Raw genomic sequence first — 21,013 nt, 5'->3', positions numbered from 1 at the left:
CACTAGGTCAAAGCACTACTCATCTACAACTGATATAGGCTTAGACAGCATTGGCTTACCCTGATTAATATTAATTTCAACGCGACGATTTTGCGCTCGGTCTGAAGGTGTAGTGGCATTTTCTACAATTGGATCGGTATCTGCCTTACCCACTACCGACATACGACTTTCGTCAAACCCTGGCGCGGTCCGCATGGCTTCAGCGACCGCTACAGCGCGCTGCGCTGACAAGTCCCAATTAGAACGATAGAGTTCATTAGCAATATGCTGGCCGTCACTGTGCCCTGAAATTTCGATTTCTCCAGGCACATCCGCCAACAGCGTACCTATTTTTCTCAACACCGGTTGGAATTGGGGCTGCAAAAAGGCCGAGCCCGCCGAAAAGGAACCGTTTTCACGGATTCGAATGGTTAACTGCTGACCCAACGATTCCATTTCCACCGAACCATCTAGAATTTGTTTTTCGAGCTGCTGAGCCACTTTTTTCATCAGTTCAGCCATTTGCGACTGATCGGTGCTTTGTTCAGCCGATGAAGACGATTCTGTAGCCGTTTGTTGAGATTGTCCGCCACGCTGCTCGCCGCGCTGCTTCTGCCTTCCGCCGGCAGAGTCTTCGTTACCAGCCTGAAATTCCAGCATTTGTTGGGTCATTTCGTTGGTTTGCTGCTGAATGGACTCAATAGGCGTAGGGTCAGGCTTGCCAGGTCGAAACTCCATTGCAATAACACTGGTACCCTTTGGAATATCTTTTACTTCAATTTTATTTTGCACACCAAAAGCAAACTTCATAGAGCCCGCAATTTGTTTAAACTTCAGTACGTCCATTTCCGAAAACGAAAGTAGCAGTACAAAGAAGCACATAAGCAACGACATCAGGTCTGCGAAGGTTCCCATCCAGGCTGGAAGCCCCTCGGGGGGACATTTTGGGCATTCTTCTTCGGCCATTACTCTTCCTCTGCGCTTCCGCGTTTACTCGCCGCAAGGTAGTTCTTTAATACCCCTTCGATAACACGTGGGTTCTGGCCATCGGCTATACCCACAATACCGTCAAGAACAAGACTCTGGTTTAACTTCTCTTCACCGGCTCTTACCGCCAGTTTAAAGGCAATTGGCAAACACACGACGTTGGCAAAAAAGGCACCATAAAGCGTGGTTAATAGCGCTACCGCCATAGCAGGGCCGATGGCTTTAGGGTCATCCATGTTTGAAAGCATGGCAACCAGACCGATCAAAGTACCAATCATACCCATCGCTGGTGCTACGTCACCCATTCCTTTAAATATAGAAGCGCCGAACTCATGCCTTTCCGTTGTCATAGAAATATCTTTAGCTAACGTTTCTCTCACCACTTCAATGTCGTGGCCGTCAACCAGCATGTCCACACCTTTTTGCATGAACTCATTTGAAATTTCCGCTTCTTCTAGTGCCAGAAACCCGCCTTTTCGCGCAGCGTCTGCCATTTCAACAATCTTCTCGATAAGCTCTTCAGGCGTTTCAATTTTGAACATGAATGCTTTGCCAGCAACTTTACCCGCACTGAAGAATTGGCCCAACGTAAACTGAGATAGGACAACAAATAGTGTTCCCCCGAATACAATAAGTATTGATTGCACGTCGATGAACATGCCCAAGCTGCCGCCCAGAATCATAGCCATAACTATGAAACCAATGGCGCCCAACATACCTATGACGGTTGCTAAATCCACTCACTCTTCCCCATTTATGCGCAGTCAGTGCTGTTAGTGTACAAATACCCTATCGGCAAAAGATAGAAATACTAAAACGACATTATTGAAAAATATCACATTTATTTGTTTATTATGAAGTAGGTTCTATGCAAAAGCGCAGCTTTGTCTTTTTTCTAAACTAAAATACCTAGCGCTTTTTCAGCGCCTTACTTTTTCCTTCACAGTAAATAACACGGTTACTTCTGAAAGGTTAGTGAACCCTGCATCGAATATAGCACAATTTGCTTGTATGTTGCCTTTTGAACTGGATGAAAAAAAAGCTATGTTACTGTGATATAGGCGATATACGGACAAACCATTTGACCCTTGTGCAACCCTCGGTTAATGTGCGCGGTACACGTATTTTGGCCACTATATTGAGTGTTTTTATGACGACAGAAAAAGCATCAGCGTCTTTTGAAGAAACTTTATCAGAACTAGAAGCTATCGTTAACGAAATGGAAAGCGGTGATCTGCCTCTTAATAAAGCACTAGAAAAATTTGAGCGCGGTATAGCACTTTCCCGCCAAGGCCAACAATCTCTTGAAAACGCCGAGCAAAAAGTAAAGATACTGCTCAGTGAACAAGGCGAAGAAACGCTCCACCCTCTTCCTGAAAGTGAACAGCCATAAATCGTTCATTTTTAACTAACAGGCAATCTATGAATTTTTCTGCTTTGCATCAGCAAGTTAAACAGCAAACTGATGCATCTCTTCTTACATTAATTGACGAATTACCCGATTACGCGCCGCGCTTGAAAGACGCAATGCGTCACGCCTTACTTGCTGGCGGTAAACGGATGCGGCCACTACTTGTTCAAGTAGTAGGTAACACCCTAGACGTGCCCAAAAAAGACCAAATGGCTATTAGTATGGCCATTGAATGTGTGCACGCCTACTCGTTAGTCCACGACGATTTACCAGCCATGGACGACGACGACTTGCGCCGCGGTATGCCAACCTGCCATATTGCCTTTGATGAGGCTACCGCTATTTTAGCTGGCGATGCGCTGCAGGCACTTGCATTTACAGTGTTAGCTGATGCTCCATTAAGCACGTATGCTGAAACAAAGCGTAGCCAGTTACTGTCTGTACTTGCGAAAAGTGCGGGTTACATAGGTATGTGCGGTGGGCAAGCTATCGATTTAGCCAGCACCGGCAAAACCATCTCGCTAGAAGAACTAAAACAGCTGCATAGATTGAAAACCGGTGCATTGTTAAAAGCCTGCGTAGAAATGGTCGCCATTGTTAGTGAAGGCTTACTGCCTCAAACTAAAATTGACTTAATGGCTTATGCCGCGGATATTGGGCTAGCTTTCCAAGTTCAAGACGATATTTTAGATGTGGAAGGCAGTAGCGAAAAATTAGGTAAGCCCGCGGGGTCAGACGAAGCGTTAGGGAAAAATACCTTTCCAGCCAAACTTGGTATTACAGGCGCTAAACAAGAATTAGAAATGCTTCACGATAATGCACTTCAAGCATTGGCGCGTTTACCCTACAATACTGACAGTTTAATTGCGTTTAGCGAGCTTTTGGTAAAACGCGACCATTAGCCACGCGCCATGTTGAAAAAGATAATAAGTACATGAGTTTAGATCTCCAACATTACCCAACGCTTGCGCTTGCGCAAACACCCGATAAATTGAGGCAGTTGCCCCAAGACAAATTACGCGAGCTCGCCGATGAGTTGCGTGAGTACTTACTTAACAGCGTAAGCCAAACTAGTGGGCACTTTGCATCTGGTTTAGGCACAGTGGAACTGACCGTCGCTTTGCACTATGTGTACGACACCCCCTTCGATCGACTGCTGTGGGATGTAGGTCACCAAGCTTATCCGCACAAAATCCTTACAGGTCGTGCAGAGCGCATGAGCACCATTCGCCAAAAGAATGGTCTGCACCCTTTCCCATGGCCGCCTGAGAGCGACTACGACACCTTTGCAGTTGGTCATTCGTCTACATCGATTAGTGCAGGGCTGGGCATGGCTGTGGCTGCCGAAAAAGAAGGCAAAAACAGAAAGGTTGTAGCGGTAATTGGCGACGGTGCTATGACCGCTGGTATGGCGTTTGAAGCCCTTAATCACGCTGGTGATATCAAGAAAGACATGGTAGTTGTACTTAACGACAACGAAATGTCTATTTCTGAAAACGTAGGTGCGTTGAACAGTCACTTAGCTCGCTTGCTTACAGGCAACTTTTTCAACTCTATACGCGATGGCGGCAAAAAGCTGCTAAGCAATGTACCTCCTATTAAGGAGTTTGCCAGCCGTGCAGAAGAACACATTAAAGGCATGGTTGTCCCGGGCACGATATTTGAAGAGCTTGGCTTTAACTACATTGGCCCTATCGATGGCCACGACGTAAATGGTGTTGTCGATACGCTACGCAATATGCGCAAGTTTGACGGCCCGCAGCTACTTCACGTAGTCACCAAGAAAGGTAAAGGTTACGCGGTTGCTGAAGAAGACCCTATCAAGTTCCACGCGGTACCAAAATTCAATCCGGCTGACAACGCTTTGCCAAAATCTAAGCCTTCAGCCCCTACCTACTCTGCAATCTTTGGGAAATGGCTGTGTGATATGGCGGCACAAGACCCTAAGCTAATGGCGGTAACGCCAGCCATGCGCGAAGGTTCAGGCATGGTTGAGTTTTCTCAGCGTTTTCCAGAGCAGTATTTCGATGTTGCGATTGCTGAACAGCACGCGGTGACCTTTGGCGCAGGCCTTGCCAAAGACGGTATGAATGCGGTTGTTGCTATTTATTCGTCGTTCCTGCAGCGCGCCTATGACCAGCTCATTCACGATGTGGCGATTCAAGACTTACCCGTATTGTTTGCCATTGATAGAGCCGGTATTGTTGGCGCAGACGGCCCTACTCACCAGGGGGCGTTTGATATCGCTTTCCTTCGCTGTATTCCGAATATGGTGGTTATGGCGCCTTCAGATGAAAATGAATGTCGTCAAATGCTCTACACGGGTCACAAGCTACAAAAACCAGCTGCTGTTCGTTACCCTCGCGGTGCTGGCATGGGTGTCACCCCTGACGAAGCTATGACAGAGCTTGAGATTGGTAAATCTCGTACGTGTCGAGAATCATCAAAAGGCAAGTCTGAAAGTATCGCCATTTTAAACTTTGGCTGCCTACTGCCCTACGCGCTTGAAGCTGCAGAGGCGATTGACGCTACCGTTATCGACATGCGTTTCATTAAGCCGTTAGACGGCGACGCAGTATTAAAAGCTGCCAGTGAGCACAGTGCACTTATTACGTTGGAAGACGGCTGTATTATGGGGGGAGCTGGCAGTGCGGTGCTTGAACACCTACAGCAAAATGGCGTATTAAAAGCGGTGAAGATGTTAGGGCTGCCTGATAGCTTTATATTGCAAGGCACTCAGCAGGAAATGTACAAAGAGCACGGCTTAGATGCTGAAGGTATTATTGCGGCGGCTAGCAGTTTAAGCGCTAACTAATTAAGCTTTAAAATCATTACTAAGACATTAAAAAGCCCGCTATTTTGCGGGCTTTTTCGTAAATAGTTTGCTCACCGTCAACTGGCTTTCCTTTGAGGTAAGTCTAACAAAATGGCGGCGAATATTCGTAATGAATTAAAACAAAGCCAATGCGGCAGGCCAAAACGCTATTAGTAAATGTAGACAACCGCATGCCATGGCGCCAGCGATAAGATCATCAAGCATAATGCCTGTACCGCCGTGTAAGCGCTTATCTATGATACCTATTGGCCAAGGCTTCAAGATATCGAAAAGCCTGAATAGAACAAAGCCTACAAGTAAAGAGGACGCTGAAATAGGTACAAACAGAAAGGTCACAAACATGCCCGCTATTTCATCCCACACTATAGAGCCATGATCGTGAACCTGCATATCGTCAGCAGTCTTGCCACACAGGTAAATGCCTACAACTGAGAATATCAGCGTAAGCGCGATAAAGGAAATTAGGGAAATCTGGCTACAGGCAATAAGTAGGGGCAACGCAGCAAGTGAGCCAAAGGTTCCCGGCATGAAAGGAATAAGTCCACTGCCAAAGCCTAGTGCGAGAAAATGCACGGGATTTTTCATACTCACTCTAGCGCGAAACTCAGCCTGCATGCTTTTTCCTTTTTATTGCTTTTGTCGGACAAATAGGCCGCCTAAAAGGCGTGCTCGTAACCTGACACGTTAACAGGTGTGTACTTTTCGTTGTCTTTGAGCAATGAAAGTGTGCCGTTATGACCGGTTAATTGGCCAATACATGTGGCTTTCACGTTTGTGCTTGCCAACGAGGTTTCAAGACTTCCGCGCTGCTCTTCACTTACAGTGAAGATAAGCTCATAGTCATCGCCTGCAGACAGCGCGTATTCGATAGCTTGCTCTGGTGTAACCGCGCTTGTTAATGCTCGTGACAACGGTAAACGCTCTACATGAACATTTGCACCGCAATTAGACGCTTTTAGGATATGACCTAAATCTGAAATTAAACCATCAGAGATATCAATGCACGACGTTGCAATACGTCGGATAGCTGTGCCCACCGCTACGCGAGGAGTTGGGAAGTAATGACGATTTACCAAGACATCTTTCGCTTCACCGCTTACACTCAGCTTATTTTGCAGGATGTCTAAACCTGCACCTGCGTCACCAAGCGTTCCCGTGACATAAAGCCAATCACCTGGCTTAGCGCCGCTACGCGTTAGCTCAGAACCTGGCGGTATGAAGCCTTGAGCTGTAATCGTGAACGCCATTGGGCCTTTAACCGTATCGCCACCGATAAGCTGTACAGAATAGTACTGAGTTAGCTCATAAAGGCCCGAAACAAAGTCATCTAGCCAAGCTTCGTCCACTTCCGGTAATGACAGAGATAAGCTAATCCACGCTGGCTCTGCGCCCATTGCGGCAAGGTCGCTTAAGTTTACCGCCACTGTTTTATACGCAACAGACTTCGCCGGTGCGTCTTTCAAAAAGTGCACACCTGCAACCAGGGTATCTGTGGTAACGGCAAGCTGTTGGTTTTCAGGAACCGTTGTTACAGCACAGTCATCACCAATACCAATAACAACGTCTTTGCGTTTGTGGCCGCTGTTTGAAAAGTAGCGGCCGATAAGATCAAATTCTTTCACGGTAATTTTTAAACCCTTTTAGCGGCAGTCCATGCCGCCACGGTAAGGTTAGTCGCGCTCGTCTTTGCGCAATGTGCGCACTGCTTTGTCCAGTGCACCATTAATGAACTTGTGACTTTCTTCAGCACCAAATGCTTTAGCAAGCTCAATCGCCTCATTAATAATTACGCGGTAAGGGACGTCAATGCGCTCGGTCAGTTCCAGCGTCGCAATGCGCAAGATTGCTTTTTCAATAGCGTCTAACTCTTCAGGCAAACGGCCAAGGTAAGGCTTGATGGTCGCATCAAGCTTACTTGCGTTGTGTGCAACACCGCGAAGCAGAGCTTGGAAATACGCCATATCTACCTTTTGCATGTCGTTACTGGTGGCTAGCGCCAGTTCAACCTGCTGAATATCGTTGTGACTCATTTGCCATGAATACACGCCTTGCAGAGCGAGTTCACGGGCTTTACGACGAGCTGAAACTTTCACTTAATGTTTACCTTAAAGCTTTTCAACAGCATCGATAACGTTAACCATTTCCAGCGCACCAAGTGCAGCTTCTGCACCTTTGTTGCCCGCTTTGGTTCCTGAACGCTCGATAGCCTGTTCAATTGAATCTGTTGTAATTACGCCAAATGATACGGGTACACCGTATTCAAGAGAAACTTGCGCAAGACCTTTGTTACATTCGCCTGCTACAAAATCAAAGTGTGGCGTACCACCACGAATAACCGCACCTAGTGCGATGATGGCGTCAAATGACTTTTTCTCAGCTAATTTCTTAGCTACTACAGGTAACTCGTAAGCACCAGGTACACGTACTAACGTGATATCGTCATCACTCACTTCACCGTGACGCTCTAGTGTATCTAGTGCACCTTCAAGTAAGCTTTCAACTACAAAGCTATTAAAGCGTGATACAACGATAGCAAATTTCTTACCGGTTGCTCTGATATTACCTTCAATTACCTGCATGGATTCATTCCTCGAGAAAAAACGGCGCGAAGTATACCACAACTGCGCCCAAACTAAATCGATTGTTTCTTTAACTTCAACTATTCGTAAACGGGTACGTCAGCTTAACTCAATGTGGGAAGGGAGTGCTTGTCGCAAACCCTCCACCGCATGGATGCGGTGGCGGAGCGTACAAGGATGTATTCACCGCGTGTTTGCGACGAGCACTCCCTCTCCACTTTAGCTCCGCCCTACAGCTAAGTACTAGTCGTGCACGTACTCCACTACTTCAAGGCCGTAACCTGAAAGTGCGTGATATTTAATTGGTTTACTAAGAAGACGCATTTTGTGTACGCCCATTGATGCTAGAATTTGACTGCCTACACCAATAGTGCGTGACGATCCCTGCCAGTCAGCGCCAGTCGGGCGCTCGCCTCGGTCTTCTGCGGCAAAGCGGCGTACCTGACTTTCAATATGCTCTTCTTTACCTAACAGCACCAATACGCCCCCCTCTTCTGAAATTTTGCGCATGCCATCTGCTAGCGTCATAGAGCGATGAATACCGCGGGTAGAGCCAAGAAGATCACTAAAGGTATTGTGAAGGTGCACACGCACAAGTGTCGGCTCGTCTTCTTTAATCTCGCCTTTTTTAAGTGCGAAATGAAGCTGATTGTCGATGCTGTCCTTAAACGTGTGCAGCTCGAATTCACCATACTCGGTTGGCATGCTGCATTGAGCAACTTTCTGAATGGTGGTTTCGTTGAGATTGCGATATTCAATTAAATCAGCAATAGTGCCGATTTTGAGGTTATGTTTTGCCGCAAACTTTTCTAGCTCAGGGCGGCGGGCCATAGTGCCGTCTTCATTGAGGATTTCTACAATAACCCCAGCAGGTTCTAACCCTGCCAAACGCGGTAAATCTACACCAGCTTCAGTGTGACCTGCGCGGTTTAACACGCCACCGTCTTTAGCAATTAGCGGAAAAATATGACCCGGCTGTACAATGTCTGTCGCTTTCGCGTCTTTCGCTACAGCAGCTTTAATGGTTGTTGCGCGATCTGCCGCCGAAATGCCTGTGGTCACGCCGGTTGCCGCTTCAATAGACACAGTGAAGTTGGTAGAAAACTGTGCTTCGTTTTTATCCACCATAAGCGGAAGATTCAGGGTGCGACAGCGCTCTTGCGTCATTGGTAAACACACCAAGCCGCGAGCGTGGGTAACCATAAAGTTAATGGCTTCTGGCGTCACATGCTCAGCCGCCATTATCAAATCGCCTTCATTTTCCCTGTCTTCGTCATCCATCAAGATAACCATTTTACCTTGGCGAATGTCTTCAATAATTTCTTGTGTAGTGTTAAATGCCATGTTGTGTGCTTCTTGTAGGGTTATTTTCTTAAAAATCCGTTCTCGGCAAGAAATGCCATGTCAATGCCTTTGCTTTTTGGCTCGGCGGCTTTGTCGCCCAACATCAATCGCTCTAAATAGCGCGCAATAACATCAACCTCTAGGTTTACCGCTGTGCCCACCTTATAGCTCCCCATAATGGTTTCTTGCAATGTATGAGGAATGATCCAAAGCATAAATTCTGCGCCATTAACTTCGTTAACAGTTAAGCTGATACCATCAACGGTGATACTACCTTTATGCGCAATATATTTAGCCAAGGCTTCTGGCGCTTTTACCCAAAACTCTACGTAGTCTAAGTGCTTAATAATTTGTGTAACTTCGCCTACACCATCAACGTGACCGGAAACGATATGACCACCTAAGCGGTCGCTTGGACGCATCGCTTTCTCAAGATTCACCGTTGAGCCTGCGCTGTAATGTGCAAAACCCGTTAATTTGATAGTCTCTGCCGACACATCTGCACAATAATAATCGGGGCCCATATCGGTAACTGTTAAGCAAACACCATTGGTCGCAATACTGTCGCCGAGTGCGACATCAGACATATCAAGCGTAGGCGATGAAACGGTAAGTCGAATATCATTGCCTCGGTTATCAAGCTTTTTAATTGTACCGAGCGCTTGAATAATTCCAGTAAACATAAAGTTCCTCTTTAATCGCGTTAACCACGGGTGTTGCTAACATCAGGACGGAAGATAAGCTTAATATCGTTACCCACTTGACGATTTTCAATAAGCGAAAGCGAAATACATTCATTTAGCGACGTGAATGCGGGTAAATTAACCATACTGACTCCCTTATCACCTAAAAGCTTAGGCGCTTGGTAGCAAATAAGTTCATCCACCAGCCCTTCTTGCAATAATGCACCGGCAAGGCCTGGGCCTGCTTCCACCCACACTTCATTATATTGCTTATCGCCTAGTGCTGACATTAGCGAATGTAAATTGAGTTTACCGTCTTTTTCGTCCAGTTGGAGATAGTGCTGAGTAGCGGTGTCTGGGTGAGCCTGTGACGTCGCCGTGATCGTAATATTGCCGTCGTTAAAAAGTGTGTAGTCTCTACTAAGCTTACTTTTGCTATCTACAACCACACGTGCTGGCTGGCGGATATGATCTAGTGGATACTTTTCAAACTGAGCCTCTTTTTCACGAACTAAGAGGCTAGGATTATCAGCTTGTACCGTACCCGAACCCGTCAATACTACGCAACTTTGTGCACGATACTGTTGCACATCCCGCCTTGCTTCTGCACCAGTAATCCACTGACTTACCCCATTTTGAAGGGCTATTTTTCCATCTAGGCTAATGCCTAATTTCACGCGAACAAAGGGCTTACCGGTAAGCATGCGTTTAATAAACCCAGGGTTTAGCGCTGCGGCCTCAGCAGCCATCACTTCGCTTACCACTTCAATGCCTGCTTCCTGCAGAATGCTAATACCGTTACCGCATACGTTTGGATTCGGGTCGGTCATAGCAATAACAACACGCGCTACCTTTGCTTCTACCAAGGCAACAGCGCAAGGCGGTGTGCGACCAAAATGACTACAAGGTTCAAGTGTAACGTATGCCGTCGCGCCCTTTGCGCCCTGCGGACGTGCGTTAGATGCTTGTCTTAATGCATGCACTTCGGCATGGGGTGTGCCAGCTTGAATGTGATATCCCTGACCAAGCAATTGATTGTTTTCGTCAACAATTACACAGCCTACGCGAGGGTTAGGAGAAGTGGTAAAACGCCCTTGTTGGGCAAGCTGAATGGCTTTTGCCATCCAAAAATAATCGTTTTTAACCGTATCGTGGTTCACTTGGATTCCTGTTGTAGCCCTAAGTGTCTGATGTTTGAGATGTCGCCGACTTAATCTCCTAATCGTGCAATCTCTTCTCCGAATTCACGAATATCTTCGAAAGAGCGATAAACGGAGGCGAACCGGACATAAGCAACTTTATCGAGTTCTTTGAGGGCTTTCATAATTAGGTTGCCGAGCAGTTCACTGCTCACTTCACGTTCACCGGTTGCGCGCAACTGTGACTTAAGTGAGAGGATACATTGTTCAACTTTTTCTGTGCTCACAGGGCGCTTTTCGAGTGCGCGTTGCAAGCCTGCACGAAGTTTATCTTCGTTAAACGGTTCACGAGAACCATCGCGTTTAATAACGCGAGGCATCACGAGTTCGGCACTTTCAAAGGTCGTGAAGCGCTCGTGACACACCATACATTCACGGCGTCTACGCACCTGTTGCCCTTCTGCAACCAAACGAGAATCAATGACTTTTGTTTCTTGTTCTGAACAAAACGGGCAAAACATGAATAATCCTTAAATATTGCGTACTTAGGTATCTAAATTGAACCTAGACTAGTTAGTCCAGCATTAGTACCAAAGTACGCAATAAAACACAAACCTATTTATTTATAAACAGGGAATTGTGCGCAAAGTGCAACCACTTCGTCTTGAACACGTTTGATAACAGACTCATCGCCCATGTTATCTAGAATGTCGCAAATCCATGTCGCAACTTGCTTAGCTTGTTCTTCTTTGAAACCACGGCGAGTAATCGCTGGGCTACCAATACGAAGACCGCTGGTTACAAATGGTGAACGCGGGTCATTTGGCACTGAGTTTTTGTTTACCGTAATATTTGCGGCACCAAGTGCTGCGTCAGCATCTTTACCGGTAATGTCCTTGTCGATAAGGTCAAGAAGGAACAAGTGGTTGTCAGTACCGCCAGAAACGATGTTATAACCACGCTCTTGCATTACAGAAACCATAGCTTTCGCATTTGCAACAACCTGCTGCTGATACACTTTAAATTCTGGCTGTAGTGCTTCTTTGAATGCAACCGCTTTAGCTGCGATCACGTGGCAAAGAGGGCCACCTTGGTTGCCTGGGAATACCGAGCTGTTTAGCTTTTTGTAAATCGCTTCATCGCCGCATGAAGAAAGGATTAAACCACTACGTGGGCCAGCAAGGGTTTTATGAGTAGTCGTTGTTACCACGTGAGCGTGAGGAAGCGGATTTGGATAAACGCCCGCTGCTACAAGACCTGCTACGTGCGCCATATCTACGAGCAAGTAAGCGCCAACGCTATCAGCGATTTCACGGAATTTTGCCCAATCAACAATGCCAGAATACGCAGAGAAACCACCGATAATCATTTTCGGCTTGTGCTCTTTAGCAAGTGCCTCAACCTGAGCGTAATCGATTTCACCGGTTTCTTTGTTCAGACCATACTGAACAGCATTGTAGGTTTTACCAGAGAAGTTTACGTGTGAACCGTGAGTAAGGTGACCACCTTCAGAAAGGCTCATTCCCAATACCGTATCGCCTGCGTCAAGTAGTGCCATGAATACGGCAGAGTTAGCTTGTGAACCAGCGTGCGGTTGAACGTTCGCGTAGTCTGCACCAAATAGTGCTTTTGCACGATCGATAGCAAGTTGTTCAACAACGTCTACGTGCTCACAACCACCGTAGTAACGCTTGCCTGGGTAGCCTTCCGCGTACTTGTTAGTAAGCTGCGAACCCTGTGCTTCCATTACACGTGGGCTACAGTAGTTCTCAGAGGCAATTAGCTCTATGTGATGTTCTTGACGCTCAACCTCTTTAGACATTGCATCGGCTAATTCAGGATCGAAGTCGGCTATATTCATTTCGCGAGAAAACATGGGGGCTCCTTAACTGCGGTTTTTATATGGCGTTACGCACTGATTGCTCAAATTCGAGCCATATTCTAGTCATTTTCGGGGGCTTGTATACCGCTTTGTGACCAAATTAATATAAATGGCGCAGGTTTAACGAAATACCTGCGCCAGCGCGAGATCAGACCTGTTTTTCTAAGGCCTTAACACGGTCAAATAAACTACCAATTTTGGCAAGGCGAACCGTATTTTTGCGCCAGTCACGGTTGGTTTGTGCTGGCTGGCCAGAAGAATAAACGCCCGGTTCAGTGATATCTTGTACAATCATGGTATAGCCAGTCACCTGAACATTATCGCAAATGCTAATGTGGCCATTAATGCCCACTCCACCACCGATAATAACGTGCTTGCCGATATGACAGCTACCAGCAATACCTGTAGCGCCGCAAATACAAGAGTGATCACCAATAATACAGTTGTGGCCAATTTGTACTTGGTTATCGATAATAACGTTAGTGCCTAAAATCGTATCTTCCATGGCGCCGCGGTCAATGCTGCTGCTTGCGCCAATCTGACTGTCGTCACCAATGCGAACCGACCCTGTTTGTGGAATAGGGATCCAAACGCCTTTATCGTTTGCGTAACCAAAGCCTGCCGCACCAATAACTGTTTGGCTATGAATTGTCACGCGCTTACCAATCACAACGTCATGATAGATAGTTACATTCGGGTGAATGGTACAGCCTTCACCAATATGGGTACCTCTACGAATAACCGTATTCGCGCCTACAGTAACTCTATCGCCTAAAACCACGTTCTCTTCAATGATTACATTGTGGCCTAGCGATACATCACTGCCGATGCGGGCAGATGGCGCAATAACCGCTGTATCAGCAATACCTGTCGCTACCGCTGGGGTAGTATCAAACAACTGAGCGATGAGGGCGAACGCTGCATGAGGGTTTGCCACAACCAACGCTGGAACTGGGCTATCATCTTTTAAGTTTTTGTGCAGAATTACCGCACCAGCCTGAGTATCTTTTAACTGCGGCTTGTATTTAGGATTTGTTAGAAACGAAATTTGGTGCGATGCTGCACCAGATAACGTACCTACTGCAGATATCGTGATATTTCCATCACCCTGCACTTCCCCATTCACGTGCTTAGCAAGCTCATCCAAACTGTATGTGCGTTTATTCATAGCAGTCATTTAAATTACCTGTTCAGAGATATCGATAGAACCTGTTGACTTTTACTGTAGAAATTTAGGTTTAGTTGGAAACCCTTTTAATCGCGAAACAATCCTACAGGCTCTGGTTTTGAGTCTAACGCTTTTAGGCTATATCTGGTGGCTACAAACTCCCCAGAAAGCACACGCTTACCCTTTATAATGAAACCAAGTTTACCTTAAATCGCCTCATCAACCGACGCATAAATCAAACTTTTTAAAATGAGCGCTCAAATTTTCATCAAGCACGAAAAACGCCGAGCATAAGTGACAAGGGCCTATTGACCTTTTCTGTACATCAAAGGTCAACAGGCTCTAGCATAAACTACCCTCTTACGAGTAGAATACGCCCAATTAGGACTTTATTATTTTTCACCGCTTTTTCAGCGAGGATAGAGCATGGCTCAATACGTTTACAGTATGCATCGCGTGGGCAAAATCGTCCCACCTAATAGACACATTCTAAAAAATATCTCACTTAGCTTTTTCCCAGGCGCCAAAATTGGTGTGCTAGGCCTAAACGGTGCAGGTAAATCAACCTTACTTCGCATTATGGCTGGCGTAGATACCGATATTGAAGGTGAAGCGCGCCCTCAACCGGGCTTAAAAGTGGGCTACCTTCCTCAGGAGCCTCAGCTTGATGAAACAAAAGATGTTCGCGGCAATATCGAAGAAGCCGTCGCCGACGTTAAACACGCATTAACTCGCCTAGATGAAGTATATGCAGCTTATGCAGAAGCAGACGCTGATTTTGACGCCCTTGCTAAAGAGCAGGGCGAGTTAGAAGCTATTATTCAAGCCAAAGATGGCCACAACTTAGAAAATGCATTAGAGCGTGCTGCTGATGCCCTTCGCCTTCCAGCGTGGGATGCGGACGTTAGCAAACTATCTGGTGGTGAACGCCGCCGTGTAGCGCTGTGCCGCCTACTTCTAGAAAAGCCTGAAATGTTGCTTCTAGACGAACCCACTAACCACTTAGACGCAGAATCAGTCGCATGGCTAGAGCGTTTCCTTCACGATTATGAAGGTACGGTAGTCGCTATTACCCACGATAGATACTTCCTTGATAACGTTGCAGGTTGGATTTTAGAACTTGACCGTGGTGAAGGTATTCCGTGGGAAGGTAACTACTCTTCTTGGTTGGAGCAAAAAGAAAACCGACTTGAGCAAGAAGAGCGTACCGAAACGGCGCGGATGAAGAGCATGAAACAGGAACTTGAGTGGGTACGCTCAAACCCGAAAGGACGTCATGCTAAAAGTAAAGCTCGTATGGCCCGCTTTGAAGAACTATCTACCAGCGATTACCAAAAGCGTAATGAAACCAATGAGCTTTTCATTCCACCAGGTGAACGCTTAGGTGACAAGGTTATTGAAGTAAGCAACCTTAAAAAGTCGTATGGCGATCGCGTACTTATCGACGACTTAACGTTTAAAGTACCAAAGGGTGCCATTGTAGGTATCGTAGGCCCTAACGGCGCGGGTAAATCAACCTTGTTCAGAATGCTTACCGGTGCTGAGCAACCTGATTCAGGCACCATCGATTTAGGTGAAACCGTTCAAATTGCTGCGGTAGAACAGTTCCGCGACCACATGAACGAAAACAATACCGTGTGGAAAGAAATTTCTGACGAACAAGATATCATTCGCATTGGTAACTTTGAAATTAACAGCCGCGCCTACTGCAGCCGTTTTAACTTTAAAGGCACCGACCAGCAGAAGTTCATCAAAGACTTGTCAGGTGGTGAGCGTAACCGTGTTCACCTTGCGAAACTGCTTAAAGCAGGCGGTAACGTATTGCTACTGGATGAGCCAACCAACGACCTAGACGTAGAAACACTTCGCGCCTTGGAAAACGCGTTGTTGGAGTTCCCAGGCTGTGCCATGGTTATCTCGCACGACCGTTGGTTCCTAGACCGTGTAGCAACACACATTATGGATTACCGCGATGAAGGTAACATCAACTTCTTCGAAGGTAACTACTCAGACTACGAAAGCTGGTTGAAGCAAGAATTTGGACAAGATGTGGTTGAACCGCACCGCCTTAAATATAAGCGTATGTCTAAATAACACAAATTCAGAGATGTAAGATCTGTATCTCTGCTTTACGCCTAAAGCCGCTATCGCTGATAGCGGCTTTTTTATTTGTTCGCTTTTCATTGCGAACCCACGCAAATTAGCCAATACTAATACCAGTCCGCATAGGTCATTACCCACTCAGTGGGCAATTATCTACGCGGACTGATATAACAGCGTTAATGATAACTGGGTATTTGAAAAATGACGGATAAGCGCCAATTTCAACGGGTGTCACTGAATGTAAATGGCACACTGGCACACAATGACGTTAGTATTGATGTGGTAGTCAGCGACGTATCGCTTCAAGGCATTAAACTTCAAGCTACCGAAACGGCGTTGTCACACTTACCTTTTGACAGTCACGACCCTTACACTGCTACCTTCCAAGCAAATGAAGACAGTCCTGTAATAACCCTTTCTATTTCGCAGTTGTATCGTCATGCCGACAGTAGAAAAGAACGGGTTTCATTAGGCTGTAAAGTTGAGCGAATGGATGTAGACAGCATTAGCGCCCTTCGTCGTTTAATTACTTTAAACAGCGACGACGCCAGTATTGAAGAGAAAGACCTGAATGCATTAGTTGATGCGGTTTATCAGGCGCCACATTAACCTTTAAAAAACGCGTTTCACTCGTTTAATGCAGGAAAGGCCCATTTAATAGGCCTTTCAATTTAACAGGCACCGTCAACACTTTACTTAAATGTTGAGCCTTCCGCATTACTCAAGCGCGTCTAACGCCTCAGATAAGCGCGCTACCGGCACCACTTTCATACCATTAATGGCTTGCTTAGGCGCATTGGCTTTTGGCACGATCGCCCGCTTAAAACCATGTTTCGCCGCCTCGATAATGCGTTCCGTTCCGTTAGGAACCGGGCGAATCTCGCCGGCTAGCCCGACTTCGCCGAATACAATTAAATCTCTGGGCAGTGAGCGATTTCTAAAGCTTGAAATCATGGCCAATAATAAGGCTAAGTCTGCACTGGTCTCTGATACTCTTACACCGCCTACCACGTTGACAAAAACGTCTTGATCGTTCATTTGCACATTGCCATGGCGATGCAAAACCGCGAGCAGCATAGACAAACGGTTCTGATCCAACCCTACAGCGATTCGCCTTGGGTTCGACATCTGCGAATAGTCTACCAACGCCTGTATTTCTACAAGTAACGGGCGGGTGCCCTCCCAGATAACCATAACGCTAGACCCTGGCGTTTCATTGTCACCTCGACTTAAGAATATGGCCGATGGGTTGCTTACCTCTTTAAGGCCTTTTTCTGTCATGGCAAACACGCCGAGCTCATTTACCGCACCAAAGCGGTTTTTATGACTTCGAAGCGTACGGTAGCGACCATCACTTTCTCCTTCTAGCATCATAGAGCTGTCGATACAGTGCTCAAGAACTTTCGGACCCGCCAAGTTACCGTCTTTTGTTACATGGCCAACAATGAACATAGCAATATGATTTTGCTTGGCAAAGCGCGTTAAATACGCCGCGCTTTCTCGTACTTGCGACACACTGCCTGGCGCAGACTGAACGTCTGACACGTGCATCACCTGAATAGAGTCGATAACCATAATTTTAGGCTTTTTCGTAAGCGCTAAATCGCAGATAGTTTCCACGTTTGTTTCGGCTAACATCATCAGCTTGTCGTCAGGTAGATTTAAGCGCTTTGCTCGCATAGCGACTTGCTGAAGCGACTCTTCCCCCGTGACATAAAGCGCGGTTTCACTTTTTGCCATCTGACACATTACTTGAAGCAGAAGCGTACTCTTTCCCGCTCCTGGCGAGCCACCGATTAACATAGCTGCCCCAGGGACTATTCCGCCCCCTAACACTCTATCTAGCTCTTTAAATGTTGACGAGAATCGCGGTAGTGATTCGAGATCTATTGCATTTAATGTCTCAATTTTGGCAGCGGTTTGCCCAGCATAGCCTGACGTGGTTTGGCGTGCGACACTTTTGGCACTTGCAACCACAAACTCACTTATCGTATTCCACGCTTTACACTCCGAACATTGACCTTGCCAGCGAGGGAACTCTGCACCGCAGTCAGAACACACATAAGCAGTTTTACGTTTTGCCATATTCCAGTTTTATCCATTGCTTAAAAAGAGTATTCTAACACTTAACAACGGTGAATTAAGCACAAACCTAAGGTCAGTTCTCCTTCGGTAAAACGGTACAAAAGTATAACGATTTTAGGGGTTAATGAGTTTTGCTGATTTGCCGATAACAACTAAAATAATGATACTAAACAACAAAGTTGCGCATTCATGAGTCAAGATTTAAAGCAATATGCTGATATTATTGAACAGCTAAAGCCCATGGTTAATGAGCCTGAGTTTAACCAGGTATTGCTTCAAACTGCATCTGATGTGCCGAAAGAAAAGCGCTTCCTCATCAAAATGGAAGTGAAACGCCTAGCCAAACCCTGTATGCGCACCATAGACTTGCGTGGTCATGTTGACGGAAAGTGCAATAAATATGTACACGAAGGACGTAGCCATTACATGGATGACGTCGCTGTTGACAAGTTTGAAGAGCAGTTGAGGGTATTTGGCCGATATACTTACGGTGTTTACGAAGCGGTACAAAACACCGAAAACAACTTTCGCTTAATGCGCGAAAAAGAACTCGCACAAGAACGCGCTGATAAAGAAAATCCTGAACTCAAAAAGCGCTCAGCAGTATTGGAGCAGTTTAAAGTTCCTACCGTAAACTTGCTTGATTACAGACAGCGCAACGCTGAACGCATGAACTTCGCTGTGGCGGTAGAATTATTCAATAGCGCCAATCAATCAATGCGCGGTTTGAGTGTTGATATATCTCTTGAAGGCTTGCAGGTAAAACTCTCTAAAGACGCGTTTTTCAAAAAAGGAGAAACGCTGTTTATATTCTTTAGGGGCTTAGAGAATGAATTTGCCATGGACAAAAAGAATGGCATTGCATATAAGCTCGTAAAGATAATAACTAAAAACGATGTTAACTATCTTGCCTTGCAACGAGATAAAGAAAAGCCAAGCCCCGCATTCGACAAATTCTTAGAAAGCTTTATACACGGCAATAAACGCCGATATAAAGTTAATATGAGTAATACGATTGAGGCGATTACCAGTAAAATTTGTGAGCAGTACTTTTCGCCGCGTAGCCCCACGCTGCCGGTGTATATAGACGTCATTAATAAAACGCTGGTTCCCCGGTTTGCTATGGTTAACGAAGTGAACCGCGAAACCGTGCAGTATTGGCAAGACGAAGACGATAACTGTCGATTGAACTTCTTACTCACCCAGGAAAGGCTTATGCGCTTATTGCAGAAGTCAGAAGAAGTAAGAGAGATTTTCGTATTTAGTTTTACTCATTTGCAGAACGACAAGGTCTACTTTTACTCAGCGTCTTACGAGGAACTCTTGCAAAAAGACGTACTAACCCGAGTATTTTTAGGGTTTGGCTCTAAAAAAGCGAGTTGGCGGGTATTTAAAATAACCTTAACAGAGGTTGACCCTGAGCAGGCCCATATTCCGCTTTCCATTCCGGATTCTGTAGGTAATAAAGTTAAAAAACTGAACACTCCGCCATCGGCTCGACTAATGTCAAAGCTGAAAAACCTGCGATTCTTGGCACACGTAACCGATGTAACCTCAGTAACAGGGCAAGAGACCTACAACGAGTTTAAGTTTAATCGAGAAAACCTCTCTCATCTGCGAAATTTTGGGCATCCGCGCAATCGCGCTCCTTCGAATGTTCAGGTTGTCAGGTTTAAATATGAAGAGCAACGCATTGAAAGTCGCTATCAGCTGAGAACCCAAATTGAAGCTCGCTTCAATAATGAAGAACTGGTGCACAAAGGGATCAGCGAAGATATTTCGGTGCATGGACTTGGACTTCGTATAGAGTTGAGCAAAGAATATAAAGGTAATTTAGAGGGCAAAGTAGAAGTCGCCTTCCCTCGTCTGCAAGAAATTGCCAGTTCCTTTGATGTCATGCATTTGCAATACGAAATCATTTATCACAACGTCGACAAGAACATTCTTCATTTAAAAACTATGCCGGGCGACGAAGGCAAAAGTGCTAGAAACTTCTTTGAAGAACTGATTAAAAAGAACAAAGGCAGCCTTAAAGTAGAGAACGACGAAGAAGAAGTACCAGGCATGGGACAGGCGCTTCGTTGTATTAATGCGCGAAACGCTACTTCCCTATCCTTCTTAATGAGTAAGGAAGGTGTTCGCTACACTCCACAGGCTTGTATTGTCGGAAAGCAGGACGAACGCATAACCACGCTAACCACGCAATACGCCGAACGTGGTCAAGTGAATTTAGAATTTCTCTTTAGAGACCGAAAACAAGATATACCTTTTGTACAAAGTGGCATTAAGGCCGTTAAGCTTGAAAATATGCCGTTGCGACAGGAATTATTTATCTCATTCGATGCATCACAAAAAGAGCCACGAATGGCGATCATTCCTCGCTATTCCGATAAATTCGAAAATAACGAGCAGCGCCGAGCGTTTATTAGAGAAGCTATGGTTCGCGGCCAGTTCGTAGCTATTCATGTCATGCTAACCACAACCGGCAAGCCAGACATGACCATGCTGCAAACGGAAATTAATTACGTCACCATGTACGCCATGCACAGGGCCCGTGAGCTAGAGAAGAAAATGTGGAGTATTGCAGCGTGCTCTCACCTAGTCGATGTCACAGATGAAGTACTTATAAGATACGGCTTTACAGTGGAAGACATCACGGCCAATAAAACGTTAAAAAGTGCGGTTCAACCTAAAGCTATTGCGCGCAACGCGTAGTGAAATCGCAAAGCCTATCAATTTAAATGAGCCCGTAGGTTAAAACCCATCACGGGAGGATTTTAATCACAAGACTTTGGAAACTTGTGGCTGGTGAAAGGT

19 protein-coding genes are annotated in these 21,013 nt (G+C 45.9%); 6 read left to right on the top strand and 13 right to left on the bottom strand.

Translation table 11 applies throughout. The features are described 5' to 3' along the window. Positions 1–15 precede the first annotated feature (15 nt). On the bottom strand, positions 16–945 hold the full coding sequence (locus MHN02_RS09555; RefSeq protein ID WP_014976980.1) for a flagellar motor protein MotB: 930 nt from the start codon (positions 943–945) through the stop codon (positions 16–18). Beyond that, the gene (gene pomA / locus MHN02_RS09550; RefSeq protein WP_014950082.1) at positions 945–1,706 is read right to left on the bottom strand and encodes a flagellar motor protein PomA; all 762 of its coding nucleotides are present in this window, start codon (positions 1,704–1,706) and stop codon (positions 945–947) included. Before pomA ends, MHN02_RS09555 begins: the two co-directional genes overlap by 1 nt. A gap of 410 nt (positions 1,707–2,116) precedes the next feature. Here pomA and xseB point away from each other — a divergent pair, with 410 nt between their 5' ends. Genes xseB through dxs form a run of 3 tightly spaced genes read left to right on the top strand, consistent with a single transcriptional unit; the run spans position 2,117 to position 5,192 of the window. Then, positions 2,117–2,359, top strand: coding sequence for an exodeoxyribonuclease VII small subunit (xseB, locus tag MHN02_RS09545; RefSeq protein ID WP_014976981.1), 243 nt, complete (start codon positions 2,117–2,119; stop codon positions 2,357–2,359). A 29-nt stretch (positions 2,360–2,388) separates the two neighbouring features. Next, a complete protein-coding gene (locus MHN02_RS09540; RefSeq protein ID WP_014950084.1) occupies positions 2,389–3,279 on the top strand; it encodes a farnesyl diphosphate synthase in 891 nt (296 codons plus the stop codon). Positions 3,280–3,311: 32 nt separating this feature from the next. Next, entirely contained in the window at positions 3,312–5,192 is a 1,881-nt protein-coding gene (dxs, locus tag MHN02_RS09535; protein ID WP_014976982.1) for a 1-deoxy-D-xylulose-5-phosphate synthase, read from the top strand. 135 nt (positions 5,193–5,327) lie between these two features. Here dxs and MHN02_RS09530 read toward each other — a convergent pair whose 3' ends face one another. The 10 genes from MHN02_RS09530 to lpxD all read right to left on the bottom strand — a co-directional run bounded on the left by MHN02_RS09530 (position 5,328) and on the right by lpxD (position 14,017). After that, the gene (locus tag MHN02_RS09530) at positions 5,328–5,828 is read right to left on the bottom strand and encodes a phosphatidylglycerophosphatase A (RefSeq protein ID WP_014950085.1); all 501 of its coding nucleotides are present in this window, start codon (positions 5,826–5,828) and stop codon (positions 5,328–5,330) included. 41 nt (positions 5,829–5,869) lie between these two features. Next, complete coding sequence (gene thiL, locus MHN02_RS09525) at positions 5,870–6,835, bottom strand: thiamine-phosphate kinase (RefSeq protein ID WP_014950086.1); 966 nt, start codon at positions 6,833–6,835, stop codon at positions 5,870–5,872. 48 nt (positions 6,836–6,883) lie between these two features. Next, complete coding sequence (gene nusB / locus MHN02_RS09520) at positions 6,884–7,306, bottom strand: transcription antitermination factor NusB (RefSeq protein WP_012518940.1); 423 nt, start codon at positions 7,304–7,306, stop codon at positions 6,884–6,886. Between the two features lie 12 nt (positions 7,307–7,318). Beyond that, on the bottom strand, positions 7,319–7,792 hold the full coding sequence (gene ribE, locus MHN02_RS09515; RefSeq protein WP_014950088.1) for a 6,7-dimethyl-8-ribityllumazine synthase: 474 nt from the start codon (positions 7,790–7,792) through the stop codon (positions 7,319–7,321). Positions 7,793–8,035: 243 nt separating this feature from the next. Then, positions 8,036–9,136 carry a bifunctional 3,4-dihydroxy-2-butanone-4-phosphate synthase/GTP cyclohydrolase II gene (gene ribBA / locus MHN02_RS09510; RefSeq protein WP_239245747.1) on the bottom strand — a complete coding sequence of 367 codons (1,101 nt, stop codon included), beginning with the start codon at positions 9,134–9,136 and terminating at the stop codon, positions 8,036–8,038. A 20-nt stretch (positions 9,137–9,156) separates the two neighbouring features. Next, the gene (locus MHN02_RS09505; protein ID WP_239245745.1) at positions 9,157–9,819 is read right to left on the bottom strand and encodes a riboflavin synthase; all 663 of its coding nucleotides are present in this window, start codon (positions 9,817–9,819) and stop codon (positions 9,157–9,159) included. Positions 9,820–9,839: 20 nt separating this feature from the next. Next, positions 9,840–10,979, bottom strand: coding sequence for a bifunctional diaminohydroxyphosphoribosylaminopyrimidine deaminase/5-amino-6-(5-phosphoribosylamino)uracil reductase RibD (gene ribD, locus MHN02_RS09500; protein WP_239245743.1), 1,140 nt, complete (start codon positions 10,977–10,979; stop codon positions 9,840–9,842). Between the two features lie 50 nt (positions 10,980–11,029). Next, the gene (gene nrdR, locus MHN02_RS09495) at positions 11,030–11,479 is read right to left on the bottom strand and encodes a transcriptional regulator NrdR (protein WP_012517538.1); all 450 of its coding nucleotides are present in this window, start codon (positions 11,477–11,479) and stop codon (positions 11,030–11,032) included. A gap of 98 nt (positions 11,480–11,577) precedes the next feature. Beyond that, complete coding sequence (gene glyA, locus MHN02_RS09490) at positions 11,578–12,834, bottom strand: serine hydroxymethyltransferase (protein WP_014950092.1); 1,257 nt, start codon at positions 12,832–12,834, stop codon at positions 11,578–11,580. Positions 12,835–12,988: 154 nt separating this feature from the next. Beyond that, the gene (gene lpxD, locus MHN02_RS09485) at positions 12,989–14,017 is read right to left on the bottom strand and encodes a UDP-3-O-(3-hydroxymyristoyl)glucosamine N-acyltransferase (RefSeq protein ID WP_239241213.1); all 1,029 of its coding nucleotides are present in this window, start codon (positions 14,015–14,017) and stop codon (positions 12,989–12,991) included. Positions 14,018–14,434: 417 nt separating this feature from the next. Here lpxD and ettA point away from each other — a divergent pair, with 417 nt between their 5' ends. Together ettA and MHN02_RS09475 are read left to right on the top strand one after the other, a co-directional pair. Continuing rightward, entirely contained in the window at positions 14,435–16,102 is a 1,668-nt protein-coding gene (ettA, locus tag MHN02_RS09480; RefSeq protein WP_014950094.1) for an energy-dependent translational throttle protein EttA, read from the top strand. A gap of 210 nt (positions 16,103–16,312) precedes the next feature. Next, a complete protein-coding gene (locus tag MHN02_RS09475; protein ID WP_014950095.1) occupies positions 16,313–16,720 on the top strand; it encodes a PilZ domain-containing protein in 408 nt (135 codons plus the stop codon). Positions 16,721–16,828: 108 nt separating this feature from the next. On the opposite strand, the gene radA is transcribed toward MHN02_RS09475, so the two are convergent. Further along, on the bottom strand, positions 16,829–18,196 hold the full coding sequence (radA, locus tag MHN02_RS09470) for a DNA repair protein RadA (RefSeq protein WP_014950096.1): 1,368 nt from the start codon (positions 18,194–18,196) through the stop codon (positions 16,829–16,831). Positions 18,197–18,385: 189 nt separating this feature from the next. Between radA and MHN02_RS09465 the strand changes: the two genes are divergently transcribed. After that, the gene (locus tag MHN02_RS09465; RefSeq protein ID WP_039231636.1) at positions 18,386–20,911 is read left to right on the top strand and encodes a PilZ domain-containing protein; all 2,526 of its coding nucleotides are present in this window, start codon (positions 18,386–18,388) and stop codon (positions 20,909–20,911) included. Positions 20,912–21,013 lie beyond the last annotated feature (102 nt).

The sequence above is a fragment of the Alteromonas sp. CNT1-28 genome (assembly GCF_022348345.1).
Taxonomy (GTDB): Bacteria; Pseudomonadota; Gammaproteobacteria; order Enterobacterales; family Alteromonadaceae; genus Alteromonas; species Alteromonas macleodii.
This window is presented reverse-complemented; position numbering and strand designations above follow the sequence as displayed.